General features: G+C 69.3%; 13 protein-coding genes. 6 read left to right on the forward strand and 7 right to left on the reverse strand.

Annotated features, from left to right (window positions below; all coding sequences use genetic code 11):
- Positions 1–68 precede the first annotated feature (68 nt).
- Genes POL67_RS32370 through POL67_RS32380 form a run of 3 tightly spaced genes read right to left on the reverse strand, consistent with a single transcriptional unit; the run spans position 69 to position 5,574 of the window.
- A complete protein-coding gene (locus tag POL67_RS32370) occupies positions 69–1,385 on the reverse strand; it encodes a TolC family protein (RefSeq protein WP_271924218.1) in 1,317 nt (438 codons plus the stop codon).
- Positions 1,373–4,444, reverse strand: coding sequence for an efflux RND transporter permease subunit (locus POL67_RS32375; protein ID WP_271924220.1), 3,072 nt, complete (start codon positions 4,442–4,444; stop codon positions 1,373–1,375). Before POL67_RS32375 ends, POL67_RS32370 begins: the two co-directional genes overlap by 13 nt.
- Before the next feature lie 5 nt (positions 4,445–4,449).
- Entirely contained in the window at positions 4,450–5,574 is a 1,125-nt protein-coding gene (locus tag POL67_RS32380) for an efflux RND transporter periplasmic adaptor subunit (protein WP_271924222.1), read from the reverse strand.
- A gap of 326 nt (positions 5,575–5,900) precedes the next feature.
- On the opposite strand from POL67_RS32380, the gene POL67_RS32385 reads away from it, so the two are divergent.
- The gene (locus tag POL67_RS32385; RefSeq protein WP_271924224.1) at positions 5,901–7,985 is read left to right on the forward strand and encodes a hypothetical protein; all 2,085 of its coding nucleotides are present in this window, start codon (positions 5,901–5,903) and stop codon (positions 7,983–7,985) included.
- 1 nt (position 7,986) lies between these two features.
- On the opposite strand, the gene POL67_RS32390 is transcribed toward POL67_RS32385, so the two are convergent.
- Complete coding sequence (locus tag POL67_RS32390) at positions 7,987–9,018, reverse strand: glycoside hydrolase family 18 protein (protein ID WP_271924226.1); 1,032 nt, start codon at positions 9,016–9,018, stop codon at positions 7,987–7,989.
- A gap of 150 nt (positions 9,019–9,168) precedes the next feature.
- On the opposite strand from POL67_RS32390, the gene POL67_RS32395 reads away from it, so the two are divergent.
- Positions 9,169–9,495, forward strand: a complete 327-nt coding sequence (locus POL67_RS32395; RefSeq protein ID WP_271924228.1) for a hypothetical protein — start codon at positions 9,169–9,171, stop codon at positions 9,493–9,495.
- A 52-nt stretch (positions 9,496–9,547) separates the two neighbouring features.
- Here the strand turns inward: POL67_RS32395 and POL67_RS32400 are convergent, their stop codons facing one another.
- The gene (locus tag POL67_RS32400; protein WP_271924230.1) at positions 9,548–10,006 is read right to left on the reverse strand and encodes a hypothetical protein; all 459 of its coding nucleotides are present in this window, start codon (positions 10,004–10,006) and stop codon (positions 9,548–9,550) included.
- Positions 10,007–10,158: 152 nt separating this feature from the next.
- Here POL67_RS32400 and POL67_RS32405 point away from each other — a divergent pair, with 152 nt between their 5' ends.
- Positions 10,159–10,494: a hypothetical protein gene (locus POL67_RS32405; protein ID WP_271924232.1), complete on the forward strand. Its 336-nt coding sequence runs from the start codon at positions 10,159–10,161 to the stop codon at positions 10,492–10,494.
- Positions 10,495–10,546: 52 nt separating this feature from the next.
- Here the strand turns inward: POL67_RS32405 and POL67_RS32410 are convergent, their stop codons facing one another.
- Together POL67_RS32410 and POL67_RS32415 are read right to left on the reverse strand one after the other, a co-directional pair.
- Positions 10,547–10,999, reverse strand: a complete 453-nt coding sequence (locus POL67_RS32410; protein WP_271924234.1) for an ExbD/TolR family protein — start codon at positions 10,997–10,999, stop codon at positions 10,547–10,549.
- A 500-nt stretch (positions 11,000–11,499) separates the two neighbouring features.
- The gene (locus POL67_RS32415; protein WP_271924236.1) at positions 11,500–11,934 is read right to left on the reverse strand and encodes a hypothetical protein; all 435 of its coding nucleotides are present in this window, start codon (positions 11,932–11,934) and stop codon (positions 11,500–11,502) included.
- A 364-nt stretch (positions 11,935–12,298) separates the two neighbouring features.
- Here POL67_RS32415 and POL67_RS32420 point away from each other — a divergent pair, with 364 nt between their 5' ends.
- From POL67_RS32420 to POL67_RS32430, 3 genes are all read left to right on the forward strand, one after another.
- Positions 12,299–13,960, forward strand: coding sequence for an aldehyde dehydrogenase family protein (locus POL67_RS32420; protein WP_271924238.1), 1,662 nt, complete (start codon positions 12,299–12,301; stop codon positions 13,958–13,960).
- A 74-nt stretch (positions 13,961–14,034) separates the two neighbouring features.
- Positions 14,035–15,759, forward strand: coding sequence for a serine/threonine-protein kinase (locus POL67_RS32425; protein ID WP_271924240.1), 1,725 nt, complete (start codon positions 14,035–14,037; stop codon positions 15,757–15,759).
- Positions 15,760–15,791: 32 nt separating this feature from the next.
- Positions 15,792–16,109, forward strand: a complete 318-nt coding sequence (locus POL67_RS32430; RefSeq protein WP_271924241.1) for a hypothetical protein — start codon at positions 15,792–15,794, stop codon at positions 16,107–16,109.
- Positions 16,110–16,119 lie beyond the last annotated feature (10 nt).

The raw sequence follows: 16,119 nt of genomic DNA on the forward strand, positions 1-16,119 counted from the left end.
GAACATCCTCTGAGGCGTGGAGCTGGGGCTTTGCCCCAGCTCCCTGGCCCCAAGGAAGAGACGCATGCTCAGGGCGCCACGCCGGCTGCTTGCCATAGGGCCACCTCGGCGATCTTGGCATCCACGGCCAGGTCCACGAACCGGAGCTTTGCGTCGCGCGCGGAGGTGTAGGCATCGACCAGCTCCAGCACCGCGAGGCGCCCGTCGCTGTAGGCGGCTTCGATTTCGCTCACCATGGCTGCGCTCGACGCGACCGCTGATTCTCGATATTTTTCCAGGGCGATGCGGCGCCGGCTCGCGGCGGCGTACTCGGCTCGGACGCGCTGGTCGACTTCGAGGGTGAGACCGTCTGCGGCGCTCGACCATGCTTGGGCTCGCATGCGCGCAGCTGGGATCCTGCCTTGGCCGCGGTCCAGCGACGGAATGGGGACCGTCACGCCCACGAGGACATCGTATTGCCGTTCGTTGTTCGGCCCGATTCCTTGGCCGACGCCGACGCCGCCGTAGACTGCGATTCCTGGGAAGACCGAACGCTGGGCGATGTCCACCTCCGCTGCCGCGGCGCGCGCGCGGAGCTGCATGGCGTTGACCTCTGCGTTGTGGTTTTTCGCCGCGTCCCGGAAGCTGCTCAGCGATGGCAGGGACGACGATTCGTACAGATCGATCTTCGGGGCTCCCAGGAGCGCGGACGCGCCTGGACCGACGGCGACGTCGAATGCGCCTCGCTCGGTCGCGATCTGCGCTTCGGCCTCCTCGACGGCCGCGCGCGCGTCTGCGACGGCGATGGCCATGCGTGACGCATGATACCTTGGCGCGAGCCCACCCGCGACGCGCGCCTCGACGATGCCCCGGGCCCGCTCGACCTGCGCGAGCGTCCCCACGACGACATTCTTCCGCTCGAAGGCGCCTGCGAGCGCAAGGAAGGCTCGGCGCACTTCGAGTGCGAGACGCGTCCGCGTGGCGCCCGTATCGGCGTGCGTCGCGTCCCGTTCGAGCTCTGCGGCGCGACGCCGCGCCGTCGGCAGGCCACTCGTCTCCAGAAATTGCGTCACGCCGATCTGCCCTGCGCCGAGCAGCGGATCGTACGTGGTGTACCCGAGGGATCGGGCATATTGGATGTTGATCTGTGGATTCGTCCAGACCCCCGCCGCGACGACGTCGTGCGCCGCGGCGCGGCCCGTGGCCTGCGCGGACACGAGCTGCGGGTGCCGATCGAGGGCCGCGAGCGCGTCGGCCAGCGAAAACCCTGGGGCCGCGGGCGTCTCGCCCATCGTCGTCGCGGCGTCGACGCCGGCCCGCGCGGGCTCCGCCAGGGCCCCCAGGAGCAGGAGGAGGCAGGCCCCGGGGCCGAGCCCGCGCCGCATGGCACGCTTCAGGAATCGCATGGGACAACCTCCACCGGCGCCTCGCGGCGTCGACCTGCATACGCGACCGGCAAAACGAAGAGAATGGCCGGGATCCCGGCGAGGAGCCCGGCGATGATGGCGATGGCGAAGGGCCTTTGCGTCTCGCTCCCCATCGCATGGGAGAGCGCCGCGGGGAGCAGGCCGAGGAGCGCGAGCGAGGTGGTGAGAACGACGGGCCGGAACGCGACCTCGGCGCCTTCCAGCATCGCGCCATGGGGGTTCGTCTCGGCGATCTCGTCGATGCGCGAGCATATCAAGACCCCCGCCAGCACGAGCTGCCCGAGGAGCGCAATGCACCCGACCGCGCTGCTCACCGAGAAATTCTCCCCCATGAGCCGGAGCCCCGCGACGGCGCCGACCAGCGCGAGCGGCAGGAACGCGAGGATCATCAACGTCGGTCGCAAGCGCCGGAAGTTCGCGTACAGGATCGCGAGGATCGCGAGGACCGCGAGCGGCAAGGCGATCCCCAGCCGTCGCATGGCGCGCCGCTGGTTCTGGAACTCGCCGCCCCAGCTCACGTACGTCCCTTCCGGCAGCGCTCCCAGCGTGGCCACGGCGCGCTGCCCGTCCTCCACGACGCTCCCGAGATCCCGCCCGCGCACGTTGAATTTCACGGCGACGAAGCGCGAGAAATCTTCACGCCATACCGCGGAGCGCCCCGTCCCGAGCTCGATCTTGGCGACCTCGCCGAGCGTCGCGCGGTTCTCCGCTTCCCCCACGACCAGGCGCCCGAGCGCGCTCGGGTCGGCGCGGACCGCGTCGGGCAGCCGCAGCGCGACGCCGTGACGCCGCTCCCCCTCCCATACCTCCGTCGCCACCGCGCCCCCCAGCGCAACTGCAATCGTGCTCTGCACGTCGTCGATCGCGAGCCCCCGGCGGGCAATCGCATCGCGGTGGATGTCGATCCGGAGCTGCGGGTTGTCCCCGGCCATGTAGATCGCGAGATCGGTCACGCCTTGCACCTGGCCGAGTTTTTCGCGGATCTTCTCGGCGAGCTCGGTCGAACCTTTCAGGTCCTCGCCGTGCACCTTGACGACCACCTGGCCAATGATGCCGGAGATGGTCTCGAAGACGCGGTCCGTGATCGGCTGCGAGAAGTTGTATTGCACGCCCGGGATCGCGCGGAGGCTCTGGCGTAGCTCGGCCTCCAGCGTGCGCCGGGTCGAGCCGGGGCGCCATTCGGTCTCGGGGCGCAGCGGCACGAAAAACTCGGCGTTGTTCGGGCCCTCGGCCTGCGTGGCGGCCTCGGGGCGGCCGATGTGCGAGAGCACGTCCACCGCCTCGGGCAAGCGGAGGATCTTCTCGCGGATCCGCCGGACCTGGCTGCGTGTCTCGTCGAGGGAAATGGTCGAGGGGAACGTGGACGTGATGTAAAAGCCGCCCTCGTTCAGCTCTGGGAGGAACTCCGTACCGATTCCGCTCGCATAAGCGGCGCCCCCGAGCGCGGCTGCGCCGCTCGCCGCGATCACCAGGATGCGCATCCGCGCCGCCCGCGCGAGGAGCCGCAGGTAGCTACGTCGCAGCCATTGCAGCCATCGTGCATCCTCCGCGGCGCCGTGCTCCGGGAGCGCGAACGTCTCCAGGGCCGGCACGACGAATGCCGCGCAGACGAGGGCGCCGAGGAGCGCGAAGGCATAGGTGTAGGCCATCGGCGCGAAGATCCTCCCCTCGACGCGCTCGAGCGAGAAGATGGGCGCGAGCGCCGCGATGATGATCAGCATCGAAAAGATGACGGGTTTGGCGACGCTGCCCGTGGCCCGCTCGATGAGGCTCCGTTTGTCCTCTCCCGGCGCCCGCGGGCCGTGCATGAAGTGCAGCGTCGTCTCGAGCACGATGACCGCGCCGTCGACGATGATCCCGAAATCGATGGCGCCGAGCGAGATGAGGTTCGCTGGCAGGCCCATCAACTTGAGCCCCACGAACGCGGCGAGCAGGCTGAGCGGGATCACCAGGAAAATGATGAGCGCCCCGCGCAGCGTGCGGAGGAAGAGATACACCACGGCGACGACGAGCAGCGCGCCCTCGGCCATGTTGCGCTTCACCGTGCCGAGCGTCGCGTCGACGAGGGAGGTTCGATCGTAGAACGTGTCCATCGTGACGCCGCGGGGGAGCACATCACGGTTGAGCTGCTCGATGCGCTCCTTCAAGGCGTCGAGGACCACGCTCGGGTTTTGCCCGCGCCGGAGCAGCACGATGCCCTCGACCACCTCGTCCTCGTGCCCTCGCCCCACGGATCCACGCCGCGGCGTCGACCCCTCGACGACCGTGGCGATGTCCTGCAGGAGCACGGGGACGCCGCCGACCTCGCGCACCACGGCGAGGCCGATATCGGCCGGCGAGCGCAGGGCGCCGACACCTCGCACCACGAACTCCTGCGAGCCAATGCCGACATACCCACCCCCGGCGTTGGCGTTCGTCTTTTCGAGGGCCTCGTAGACCTCCTGCACCGCGATCCCCGTCGCGGCGAGGCGGGCCGGATCGATGCGCACCTGGTATTGCCGCTCGAACCCGCCGAACGTCACGACCTCGGCGACGCCGGGGACCGCGCGCAGGCGCCGCTCCACGACGAAATCCTGAATGGCCCGCAGGTCCCGCAAGGGCTTGTCCCCGCGCAGGGTGTAGCGGTAAATCTGGCCCACCGGCGTGGCCTGGGGCCCCATGATCGTCTCGGCGGACGCCGGCAATTCCGCGTCACGCAGCCGCTCCGCGACCAGCGTACGCAATTCGAAGTCCGAGGTCCCTTCCTCGAACGTGAGCGTCATGAGGCAAAGCCCGAAGACGGAGACGGATCGGAGATCACGGAGCCGTGGGGTCCCCGCGAGCACACGTTCGAGCTCCAGCGTGACCTTTTTCTCGACCTCCTCCGCCGCCTGCCCGGGATAAAGGCCGACGACCTCCACCATCGGATCGGTGACATCGGGAAACGCCTCGATGGGCAGGCTGCGGAAGGCCTGCACGCCGACGATCGCGAACAGGGCCGCGAACGTGACGACGAACGGCCAGCGACGAACGGCGAAACGAGCAATGGCTTTGAACATAAGCTTTACAGGATGAGGTCGAGCTCGCCGTCCAGGAGGACCGCATTCGTCGTGACCACGTCGTCGCCTTCGTTCAGGCCCTTCAGGATCTGCACGTCGTCGCCGAGATTCGAGCCGACCTCCACGACGCGCCGTTCGAGCACGCCCGGCTCGATCTGCACGAGCACGACGCGGTCATCCCTGCGCAGGAGAACAGCCCCGCGCGGCACCACGAGGGTCCGCTCGGCGCCGCGCACCGTCACCTCGACACGCGCGCTCATCTCCGCGCGCAGGCGCGGCTCGTCCGTATTCGGCGCGCAAGCCGCCTCCGTCGTATGCGTGCGCCGGTCCACGGCCCGGACCGCATGCACCACCTTCCCCTCGATACGCTGGGCGCCGAGGGCGGGGACCGTGAACGCGCAAGGCGCGCCCTCCGCGAGGAGCGGCGCGTCCCGCTCGGGAAACGCGGCCCGAACGACGAGCTTTTTGCCGTCGCCGATGAGGAACGCCGCGTCGTCGTCCTCCGGCGTGACCCGCTCGCCCGGATCGACCGAGCGCGCGAGGAGCTGACCTCCGGCCGTGGCCTTCAGCTCGAACGTGTCGCCGGAGCCGGCGGACACGCCCGCCGCGCTGAGCGAGAGCCTCGTCCCCTGCAATTCGGCCTTGGCCGTCGAATACCTCGCGCGCGCCTCGACGAGATCCCGGCTCGACGCGGCGCCCTGGTTCACGAGCTTCTCGAGCCTTTCGACCCCGTCCTTCTCGGCGGAGATCACAATCGACAGCCGACCGAGCTCCGAGCGCAACCGCGCGACTTCACTGCTGCGCAGCGTGGCGAGGGCCTGCCCGGCCTGGAGCTCGCTCCCCACGGCGACGTGGACACGCTCCACGAAGGCCGGAAACGGGACGCGCACGGCGTAGGAGGCGTTCGGCGCGAACGCCACGCGCCCGAAGCCCTGGAGCTTGGCCTGGACGTCACTCGCGCGCGCGGGCGCAAAGTTGAACTGGGAGGCGAGGTCTTCGCGAATACGCAGGCGCCCGGTGTCGAGGGCCTCGTAGGGAGGCTTTAATGTCACGGGAGAAGGGGGGGCCCCCTTGCCACAAGCTGTGAGCAAGAGCGCGAAGGCGCACGCGATGGCGGAACGTAGCATCATGCAGACCTATAGCCCGACGAATGCCGCGCGCCGTTACGAGCGACGATACGTTTTTGTAATGGTTACGGGCTACATTAAATCTCCGTAACGATGTCGGCTCCGCGTCCTTCCTGCGCCCCTGACGTCTGCTCCTGCGGCGCGCCTCGGCCTCCCCCTCCTGCGCGCCCGTCGGGGCGCTGGCCCCCACGGGTACCGCAGAATTCCGGTGATGGGGTGTCGCGGTCCGCTTGCATCCTTTCAAGAAAAATCCGCTCTTCGTCGAGCGACAACGACGCTCCTCCGTTCATTTTCGCCCCTGCGATGCGCAGAATGGGCGATGATGCGCCATGGTCTCTTCAAAACTTTGCTTCGCTTCTGCCCTGGCGATTCTCGCGTCTTCTTTCGGGGTCGCATGCTCGGACACGCCTGAAACCACCGGCTCCGGCGGACAAGGCGCCGCCGGCGGGATGGGCGGCGGTGGTGCGGGAGGGAGCGGCGCCGCCGGCGGGGGCGGCCCGGTCATCCCCGCGGAGCACCCGCGGATCTACTTGAACGAGGCGAACCGCGGCCGGCTCGGCGCCGCGCTCGCAGCCGCCGAGCCAGCCGCCGTGCGTTTCCGCGACATGGTGGACGGCCACCTACAAAACGGCAATGTTTACGCGTTCGAGCCGCACTTTGCGGCGCTCCTCGGCGTCCTCACCGGCGAGGCGGCCTATTGCGCCTATGCGGTCGACGAAGTCGAAACGCGCGTCGCCGCGGAAGAGGCGCTGATCACCGCCGGCGAGCGCGCCGAGGTGGCCCACGACAGTTATCTCTACATCGGCGAGACCATCGGCGATCTCGCGCTGGTCCATGACTGGTGCTTCGACTCCACGACGCCCGAGCAGCGCGCCCGCTGGCTCGCCTATGCCAACCAGGCGGTCTGGAACGTCTGGCACCCGGAAGAGGCGACCTGGGGCGGCGTCTCCTACCCGTGGAGCGGTTGGTCGATCGAGAACCCCTCGAACAACTACTATTACTCGTTCCTGCGCGCGACGATGCTCCTCGGCCTTTCGTCTCTCGGCGAGCACGAGAGCGCGCAGACGTGGCTCGACACGTTCCGCGTGACGAAGATCCAGAACGAGCTCGTGCCCACGTTCACGAGTGATCTCCAGGGCGGCGGCTCGCGCGAGGGCACCGGCTACGGCGTGGCGATGAAAAACCTCTTCCGGCTCTACGATCTGTGGGAATCGAGCACGGGGGAGCGGATCTGGGATCTCACGAGCCACACGCGCGCGTCGTTGCCGAGCCTCATCCATTCCACCGTGCCCACCCTCGATCGCATCGCGCCGATCGGCGACCACGCGCGCGACAGCACGGCGGCCCTCTTCGATTACCACCGATCGTACGTGCTGCTCCTGTCCCACCTGCTCGGCCCGGACGATCCGCTCACGGACGTGGCGCAGACCTGGCTCGACGCCTGCTCGGTGCCGCAGATGGAGCAGCGGTTCATGTACATCGATGACTTCCTCTACAGCGCGCCGGCGCACGCGAAGCGCCCCCTCGCGGACTTGCACCCGACGTACCACGGCGCCGGCACGGGAAACGTCTTCTTCCGGAATGGCTGGGACACGAAGGCGACGTGGGGCGCCTTCATGGCCGGCCCGTTCACGGAGAGCCACGCGCACCGCGACCAGGGCTCGCTGCTGATCTACCAGGGCGAATGGTTGGCGTACGATCAGAACATCCTGTCGCACTCGGGGATCTACCAGAACGAAGAGGCGCACAACCTCGTGCGCATCGAGCAAAACGGCGCCACGGTCACGATGCAGAATGGCGCGGCAAACCTCGTGGCCCTGCACGATACGCCGCACTTCCTCTACCTGCGCGCGGACATCACGCCCGTCTATGCGGGGAAAGGGGCCGTGGGCCGCGTGGATCGAGAGGTGCTCTTCCTGAAGGGGCCGGGCGCCTTCCTGGTGATGGACCGCGTGGACACGAACGACGGCGCCCAGGCCGTATGGCAGCTCAATGCGCCGATCTCACCGACGTCGCTCGGCCAAGGGTGGGAGGTGAGCGGCGCGCAAGGCTCGCTCGACGTGAGGCCGCTCTTCCCCGCACTTCCCAGCGGCGAGGTGCTCGCCTGGCCGGCGCTCGAATCGGAGATGAGCGGCGGCTACCGGCTCGACGTGCGCGACCCGGCCGCGGGCGGACAAGCTCGCTTCCTGATGCTGCTCGCCCCGGGCGGCGCCGTTGCGAGCGCCACGCCGACGTCGAGCGCAGGGACGATCGGCGCGAACGTGGCCTTCGACGACGGGACGAGCGTCGAGGTGGGCTTCGGCGAGGATCAGGCGGGCGGGACGTTGAAGCTCAATGCCGGGGGAAGCACCGTGTTCGACGGCCCTCTCCCGGAGGCTGTCGGCACGCTGCCGCTCCTGAAGAACGGGAATTGAGCTAGCCGCGCGGCCCCTCGGGCCGGAGGAACGCCGCGCGAAGCGTCCCCCATTCGTCCTCGGTCATCTCCCAGTCCGAGTAGAGCGCAATGCCCTGGTAGTTCGCTGGGAGAAGGGGATACGCCTGCAGCGCCGCATTCGCCCCTGCGAGCGCATTCGGTACATTCTCGATGTCTGCGTGGTGGTAGCCGACGCCCGGGTCGTCATAGGCCGGCAGCCCGAGGAGGACGGGCGTCGCTCCCGCCCAATCGAGCACCTCGCGCGTCCACCGCGTGACGAGGTTCTTGTAGAGCTTCACGTTCGTGAGCGCCGTGTCGTACAGCATGACCGCGAGCTGATCCACACGCTGCGCGACCTCGCGAAAATACGCTTCGTCCCAGTGGATGTCGCTGAAGGGATGCAGGATCGTCGTCGGCGGGTACGCGGCGACCGACAGCAGTTTTCCCTTGGGCAAACCCGCGCGGAGCTCTTCGAGCAGCGTCAAATATCGAGCATGGCCGCTCGGGCAAGGCTCGATGTTCACGTGGATCCCGGCGATGCGCGGGTGGGCGTCGAGGAGCGCGCGGATGGAACGCGTAAACCCCTCGCGCCAGGCGCGATCGTCTGGCCGGGCGGACACGTCGAGCACGCCGCCCACCCAGGGCAGGACGCGAAACCCCTCGAATGCATCGAGGAACCGCTCGGTCTGGGTCGGGTCGTGGGGCGCAATGGCCCCCCAGGGCTCGGCGGGGCAGAGGTGCGGGAACACGTCGCGGATACGGTGGCGGCGGAGCAACGCGGCGGCCTCGGCGAGCCGTCGCGGATCACGAAAGAGCGGCTTCTTCGCCTCTTTGCCATACTGCGTGAACCAGCCGTCGCCGCCGAGCCAGCCGTGCTGCATCCAGATGCCGTTCGTGCCGAGATCGTAACGACCATCCACCACCGTCGCGCCGGGCGACCACACGACGTACGCGACGGTCGACGCGGCCCCGACGACGGCGCAGGCCAGCAGTTGCCGGCGGGTGGAGAGGCCTTGGGACCTGGAAGGGGGCATGCGCGCGCTTGGCTCCGGCCGGATGAGACTGTGGAGGAATGCGCTGCCGTGGACAAGACAAATCCCGCGCGGCATTCGGCGTGGAGGCTTTGCACGAGCGCGTGATTCGGAAGTTGCCACGAAGGGGCGCCGTTGGTATCCATCGCCCCCATGAAACACATCGGCTGGCTGCTCGCGGCGCTGATCCTCTCGAGCGGCTGTAACTCGGCGATCGGCCCGAATCAAGCGGACGGGAGCGATTGCAACATCGTCTTGGACGAGAAAGCCTGCGGCGCGGCGTCGTACTGCGATCCCGGGGACCGCGTGGACGGCAGGTACGCGCGGAGACGCACCTACGGGCTGCTCCGCGACGGGGACCACGCGGTCGGCACCTGCAGGCCAAAGGGCGGCCCCGGCGCGGCGTGTAACGAGACCGAGGCATGCATCAGCAAACGCTGCACGCACGAGACGCCCGAAGCCAAGGGCGTCTGCAAGTAGGCCACGCGCGACGAAGCCCTGTCGAGCGCCTCGCCGAGCTCGATGCAGAGGCTCAGCGCAGCGGGGAAGAGAGCTTCTGGATCATGAGGCTCGTCCGCGGGTACCCCGCCGCGGCGGCGCTGGCCATGACACGCACAACGGCGTGGGCAGGGAGATCCTGGGCGGCAGCAATGAGGATCTCCCCCGGGAAGGGCACGTCGGGACAAATCTGCTGCCACAGCTCTTTCTTGTTCACGAGCAGCGTACGGAGCAACGCCGCGGCCTCGGCGAGCCGTCGCGGATCACGAAACAGAGGCTTCTTCGCCTCTTTGCCATACTGCGTGAACCAGCCGTCGCCGCCGAGCCAGCCGTGCTGCATCCAGATGCCGTTCGTGCCGAGATCGTAGCGGCCGTCCCTCACCGTCGCGCCGGGCGACCACACGACGTACGCGACGGTCGACGCGGCCCCGACGACGGCGCAGGCCAGCAGTTGCCGGCGGGTGGAGAGGCCTTGGGACCTGGAAGGGGGCATGCGCGCGCTTGGCTCCGGCCGGATGAGACTGGGGAGGAATGCGCTGCCGTGGACAAGACAAATCCCGCGCGGCATTCGGCGGGGGGACGTCTTGCGCGCGCGCGTGATTCGGAAGTTGCCGCGACGGGGCGCCGTTGGTATCCATCGCCCCCATGAAACACATCGGCTGGCTGCTCGCGGCGCTGATCCTCTCGAGCGGCTGTAACTCGGCGATCGGCCCAAATCAAGCAGACGGGAACGATTGCAACGTCGTCTTGGACGAGAAGGCCTGCGGCGCGGCGTCGTATTGCGATCCCGGGGACCGCGTGAACGGCAGGTACCCGCGAAGACACACCTACGGGCTGCTCCGCGACGGGAGCCACGTGGTCGGCACCTGCAGGCCGAAGGGCGGCCCCGGCGCGGCGTGCATGGGCCCCGATTCTTGCATCAGCAAACACTGCATGCACAGCCCGACGGAGACGCCCGAAGCCAAGGGCGTCTGCGACTAGGCCACGCACGACGAAGCCCTGTCGAGCGCCTCGCCGAGCTCGATCCAGAAGCTCAGCGCAGCGGGGAAGAGAGCTTCTGGATCATGATGCTCGTCCGCGGGTACCCCGCCGCGGCGGCGCTGGCCATGACACGCACGACGGCGTGGGCAGGGAGATCCTGGGTGGCAGCAATGAGGATCTCCCCCGGGAAGGGCACGTCGGGACGAATCTGCTGCCAGAGTTCTTTCTTGTTCACGAGCAGCGTACGAAGCGCGTCGAGCGGGGGAGGCTCGGAGGCCTCGACGATTTCGGGCGTCTCGGCCACGAGGACGCCGTCGACGGTGACGTGGCGGGGACCCACGACGAGCAGGGGAGCGTCCACCAGGTCCTCGCCATGGAAGGCCGCCGGGAGCCAAGGCAGGCGCGTGGGGCCGCAGCACTCCCCGGAGGCCGAGAACGCGGGAAGCAGGCCAAACGCGTAACAAGCGAGGGGCAAGATGAACGCGAGGATGACGGGCGCGCGCACGCCCGGCAGCGTGCGCCACGCCCGTGGAGGGCATTGAACGAAGCGCAGGGCGATTCGCCGGAGGAGGCGAGGGCCGGGAGGACGGACGACGTGGGCGTTCGGAGCGGGGCGGCGGCGAAGAAGTCGGAGCATGGGACCGGGTGGTGAGACGGTGCGGGCGGGGAAAGATTGGCGCCGACGACGTCGCGACCTTGCCGACGCCGTCGACACGCGGCGACCCCCGCAGTCCGTCGTGACCCGCGCCCCTCGACACGCGGCGACCCCCGCAGTCCGTCGTGACCCGCGCCCCTCGACGCGCGGCGACCCCCGCGGGTCCTCGTGACCTGCGCCCCTCGACGCGCGGCGACCCCCGCGGGTCCTCGTGACCTGCGCCCCTCGACGCGCGGCGACCCCCGCGGGTCATCGTCACCCGCGCCCCTCGACGCGCGTCGACCCCCGCGGGTCATCGTCACCCGCGCCCCTTGACGCGCGTCGACCCCCTTGGACGTCACCCTCCTGCGTTATCGCCGGAGCGATAACACGACCGGCCCAGCGGACACGTCGCCGCAGGTGAGGGAGACGTCGTCGCAGGCCGACATGTTCACGTCGACCACGATGTCCTTGCTCCGGCGGAAGGGCGACGTGCTGGTCGGCATCACGAGGACCAGCGTCTCCTTCGGCTCGCCATCGCATTCGAGGGCGTCTTCGACGGCGACCCCGTCCACCACGTCGCTCCCGGACGCCTGGGCGAGCTGCACGAGGAGGCTCGGGGACATGCTGCTTTTGGGGCACGTGTACACGACCGGAATGCCGAGCAGCGCCCCATGCAGGAATTGGCCCTTGCCGCCCATCTCGATCGCGAGCCCGTCCATCGCGCGCGCCGTCCCCGGCACGAGCGGCAGCGCCGTCCCCACGACGAAAAGAAACGCCACGTTCGTCCCAAGCATCTGTTTCATGTTCATTCCCCCGGCGTTGTGTATTCGGATCGGCGTGAAGGAGCGCAAGTCACGTACATGAAATGGCCGCACACAGGCGCGCTTCGTTCCGAACAGCCCCCTCGGCGCCCTCCGTGGCAATGGTTCGCCTCGGGCGCGACGTCGCCCGCGCATGGCGACGCGTCCTTCATGACCGGCGATGAAATCGTGCTCGACGGAGGAATGACCCGGGTTTGACGCCGGCGATCGACGGCACGCCCTCGGGCCCGGAGACGCCCTTGCCCGCGGGCGCCTTCGTTCCGGACAGCCGCGCGGACGCCGTCCGCGGCGCGAGTTCTCCGATTGAAGCATGGCGCCCCTTTGGCTACGTTCTCGGGCGACGACCGTGCCGGCGAAGAGCCCGCGCGGATGCGCGGACGAGCACGACGCGCCGGGCCGATCGCTCGGCTGTCAGGAGGATGAAATGGGCCAGGTGGTGATGGACCGAGGGGCGGGGAACGTGACGGGGAGCGGTCCGGGCGCCAATGGGCACGCGGCGACGAAGATCCGGAGCTACGCGCCGGCCACGGGCGAGCTGCTCGGCGAGGTGAAGGTCACCTCCGCCGACGAGGTCAAGCGCGCCGTCGAGCGGGCGCGGCGCGCGCAGGAGGCCTGGGGCGCGCTGCCCGTCGAGGAGCGCTGCGAGCGCGTGCTCCGCTTCCGCGACGCCATCGTCGACCGCGCCGACGAGATCGTCGACCTGCTCGTGCGCGAGTGCGGAAAACCCCGCCACGAGGCCTTGCTCCACGAGGTCATGGTCGCCGCCGATCTGGCGACCTTCTTCGCCAAGGCCGCGCCACACGTCCTCGCGCCGCACGAGGTCAAGCTCCACATGTTCAAGCATCGCCGGAGCTTCATCCACTACAAGCCGCGCGGCGTCGTGGCCGTGATCTCGCCCTGGAACTACCCGTTCCAGCTCCCCTTGCGCGACGCCATCATCGCCCTGCTCGCGGGCAACGCCGTCGTCATCAAGCCGAGCGAGGTGACGCCGCTCATCGCGCAGAAGGCCAAGGAGGTCTGGGACAGCGCGGGCCTGCCCGAGGATCTGCTCCAGGTCGTCCCCGGCTTCGGGCCGACGGGCGCGGCGCTCATCGAGGCCCAGCCCGACTTCGTGATCCTCACGGGCAGCGTCGCCACGGGCCGCAGGGTCGCGGCCGCGTGTGGCGAGCGGCTCATCCCGTGCGTGATGGAGCTCGGCGGCAAGGCCCCGCTCATCGCCTGCGCCGACGCCGACGTCGAGCGCACCGCGCGCGCCATCGTGTTCGGCGGCTTCTCGAACGCCGGCCAGGTCTGCGTCTCCGTCGAGCGCGTCTACGCGCACCGCGAGATCCACGACAAGCTCGTCGATCGCGTCGTCGAGCTGACGAAGGAGCTTCGGCAGGGCGATCCGAGCGCGGAGTTCGTCGACGTCGGCGCGATCATCTTCCCGCACCAGATCGACGTGGCCGAGAAGCACATCGCGGACGCGGTTGGCAAGGGCGGCACGGTGCGCGCGGGCGGCAAGCGGCGCGAGGGGCCGGGGCAGTTCTTCGAGCCGACCGTGATCGACGGCTGCAACCACCAGATGACCGTGATGACCGAGGAGATCTTCGGGCCGATCGTGCCGTTCATGCGCGTCTCGACCGAGGAGGAGGCCGTGCGCCTCGCGAACGACTCGCACCTCGGCCTGAACGCGTACGTCTTCTCGCGCGACCGGGATCACGCAACGCGTCTCGCCGAGCGCGTCGAGGCGGGCAGCGTGCTCGTGAACGACGTGCTCACGAACGGCGGCACGCCCGACACGCCCTTCGGCGGCATCAAGGCGAGCGGCTTCGGCCGGGCGATGGGCGAGGAAGGGCTGCGCGAGATGTGCAACATCAAGCACGTCAGCGTCGAGCGGGTCGGCCTGGGGAGCAAGGACCCGCTCTGGTACCCCTACACGGCCCAAAGTTATGGTTGGTTCCGCAAAGGGCTCCGGGCGCTCTTCTCCGGCGGCGGACTCTTGCAGCGCATTGGCGAGATCCTGTAATCAGGTGGCACGCAGGGGTGGTGGATGGGACCGGTCGCCCCAGGCCCCCCACCCCGCCCTCCCTCGTGCCGCGCATGAAGTCCTGTCCCACGTGTAGCCTCCGGTATCCGAGCGAGAGCAACACTTGCTTCGCGGACGGCTCGACGCTCGTCGTGCTGCGGGATCCGTGGCTCGGCACCACCGTCGCGGGCCGCTACGTGCTCGACGAGCTCATCGGCATCGGCGGCATGGCCTCCGTGTACCGCGCGCGCTTCCTGCTCACGGACCGGCCCTGCGCGGTGAAGCTCCTGAACCCGCAGCTCGCCTCGGACCACACGACGCGCGAGCGCTTCAACCGCGAGGCGAAGCTCGCGCAGCGGCTCGCGCACCCGAACATCATCGAGATCTTCGACCACGGCGACGCGGAGGACGGCACGCCGTTCCTCGTGATGGAGCTGCTCGAAGGCGAGAGCCTCTCGGAGCTCATCGCGGCCGGACCCGTGCCGCTCGCGCGCGCGCTACCCATCGTCATTCAGATGACGCGCGCGCTCGCCCGCGCCCACGACTTCGAGGTGATCCACCGGGATCTCAAGCCGGAGAACGTGTTCTTGCTCCGGGGCGACCGGGTCAAGCTCCTCGATTTCGGCATCGCGCGCTGCGCGCAGGACGTGCGCCTGACGAACGCGGGCGAGGTGTTCGGCACGCCCGAGTACATGGCCCCCGAGCGCGCGACGTCGTCGGACGCGGGCCCGCCGGCCGATCTCTACGCGCTCGGCGTGATGCTCTTCGAGATGCTCACGCAGCGCCTGCCCTTCGACGCGCCGAGCCCCGCGCAGATCCTGAACAAGCACATGCTGGAGCCGCCGCCGCGCCTCGGCGAGAACCTGCCGGACGCGCCGCCCGCGCTCGATCACCTCGTCTACGACCTGATGTCGAAGGTGCCCGATGGCCGGCCCGTCGACGCCCACCGGGTCCTCGCGATGCTCCAGGAGATCAGCGAGGCCGCGCGCATCCCCTTGCCGCCCGATCTCGACGCAGCGCCGCTCGCGCCCCCGCGCCCCTCGGCCACGGCCGCGGCTCCGCGCTGGAGCACGCGCGTCGAGATCGTCGAGCGCCTCGTCAGCAAGACCTACGGGGGCGCCTTGCCGGTCGAGGTCGCGCGCACGCTCGAGCAGATGAAGGCCCACGTGAAGGAGCTCGTGGAGCTGCGGGCCCGCGGCCTCGAAGAGCAACGCGCGCTCGACACGATCCACCGCGAGTGGAAGGAAGGCCGCTTCCGCCATGGCAAGGCGATGGATCGGCTCACGGTGGACATCTCGCGGACACGCGAGGAAGCACGCGCGACCCGGGTCGGCATCGCGCCGCTCGCCGCGGCCGCGCGATCGTTCGCGCCGCGCGTGCGCGAGGCGCACCGAGAGGTGGTCTTCTGGGAGGGCCGGAGCGGCTTCCGCGAGCCCTACCGTGAGCTCGCGGTCGCATACCGCACGCTCGCCGATCTCGTCGACCTGTGGACCAACGCGCGCCACGCGGAGCTCGAAGTGGAGGCGGCGGCGGTCGAGAAAGAGCGGGCCGTGTCCGAGGTGGACCAGCAGATCCGAGAGCTCAGGCACAGCCTGGTGATCGCGGATCGAGCGATGGAGGATCGCAAGGCGAAGCACTTCCTCGCGCTCGGGGACGTCGGCCGGCGCGCGGAGAAGCTCGAGTTCGAGCTCTTGCGCTCCTCGGGCCGGATCTGCGCGCCGCTGCGGGGCCGGGCGGATCTGGCGCCGCTCTTCGCCGAGCTCGCAGGCAGCACACCCGCGGCGGCGGCGCCGGCTTGAGAGACTGCTGGGGATGACGCGACGTTTGTGCGATGATGTCTCCGGGGCGTGAGATCGCGCCGCAATTTCAGGCGCGAGAGCCCCGCGAAAACATGTCGGGCAAGGTCAAGCAGATCATCGACGCCATCGTCGCCCACCGCTCGCGGGGCAACCCGACGATGGCGGGGTTCGTCCGCGCAAAGCTGATGCTGAAGGGCATCGATCCCTCGAAGCACACGGACACCTCCTCCGACGATCCCGAGGTCCTTCGAAAGCTCGAGGCCCTCGCGCGCGAGCTCGGCGTCGATCTGCCGGGGCCCGGCGCGGGCGTGTCGTGGCGACCTCCGCCGTCCTCGGGCCCGCAACGCTAGAACATCGATC

Source organism: Polyangium mundeleinium (assembly GCF_028369105.1).
In the GTDB taxonomy this organism is placed as follows: Bacteria; Myxococcota_A; Polyangia; order Polyangiales; family Polyangiaceae; genus Polyangium; species Polyangium mundeleinium.

Bases quoted from the DNA above. Each gene is read 5' to 3' on its own strand.
- POL67_RS32380 (WP_271924222.1), bottom strand. From the start codon at position 5,574: ATGATGCTACGTTCCGCCATCGCGTGCGCCTTCGCGCTCTTGCTCACA.
- POL67_RS32385 (WP_271924224.1), top strand. From the start codon at position 5,901: ATGGTCTCTTCAAAACTTTGCTTCGCTTCTGCCCTGGCGATTCTCGCG.
- POL67_RS32400 (WP_271924230.1), bottom strand. From the start codon at position 10,006: ATGCCCCCTTCCAGGTCCCAAGGCCTCTCCACCCGCCGGCAACTGCTG.
- POL67_RS32405 (WP_271924232.1), top strand. From the start codon at position 10,159: ATGAAACACATCGGCTGGCTGCTCGCGGCGCTGATCCTCTCGAGCGGC.
- POL67_RS32370 (WP_271924218.1), bottom strand. From the start codon at position 1,385: ATGCGATTCCTGAAGCGTGCCATGCGGCGCGGGCTCGGCCCCGGGGCC.
- POL67_RS32395 (WP_271924228.1), top strand. From the start codon at position 9,169: ATGAAACACATCGGCTGGCTGCTCGCGGCGCTGATCCTCTCGAGCGGC.
- POL67_RS32415 (WP_271924236.1), bottom strand. From the start codon at position 11,934: ATGAAACAGATGCTTGGGACGAACGTGGCGTTTCTTTTCGTCGTGGGG.
- POL67_RS32430 (WP_271924241.1), top strand. From the start codon at position 15,792: ATGATGTCTCCGGGGCGTGAGATCGCGCCGCAATTTCAGGCGCGAGAG.
- POL67_RS32375 (WP_271924220.1), bottom strand. From the start codon at position 4,444: ATGTTCAAAGCCATTGCTCGTTTCGCCGTTCGTCGCTGGCCGTTCGTC.
- POL67_RS32425 (WP_271924240.1), top strand. From the start codon at position 14,035: ATGAAGTCCTGTCCCACGTGTAGCCTCCGGTATCCGAGCGAGAGCAAC.
- POL67_RS32390 (WP_271924226.1), bottom strand. From the start codon at position 9,018: ATGCCCCCTTCCAGGTCCCAAGGCCTCTCCACCCGCCGGCAACTGCTG.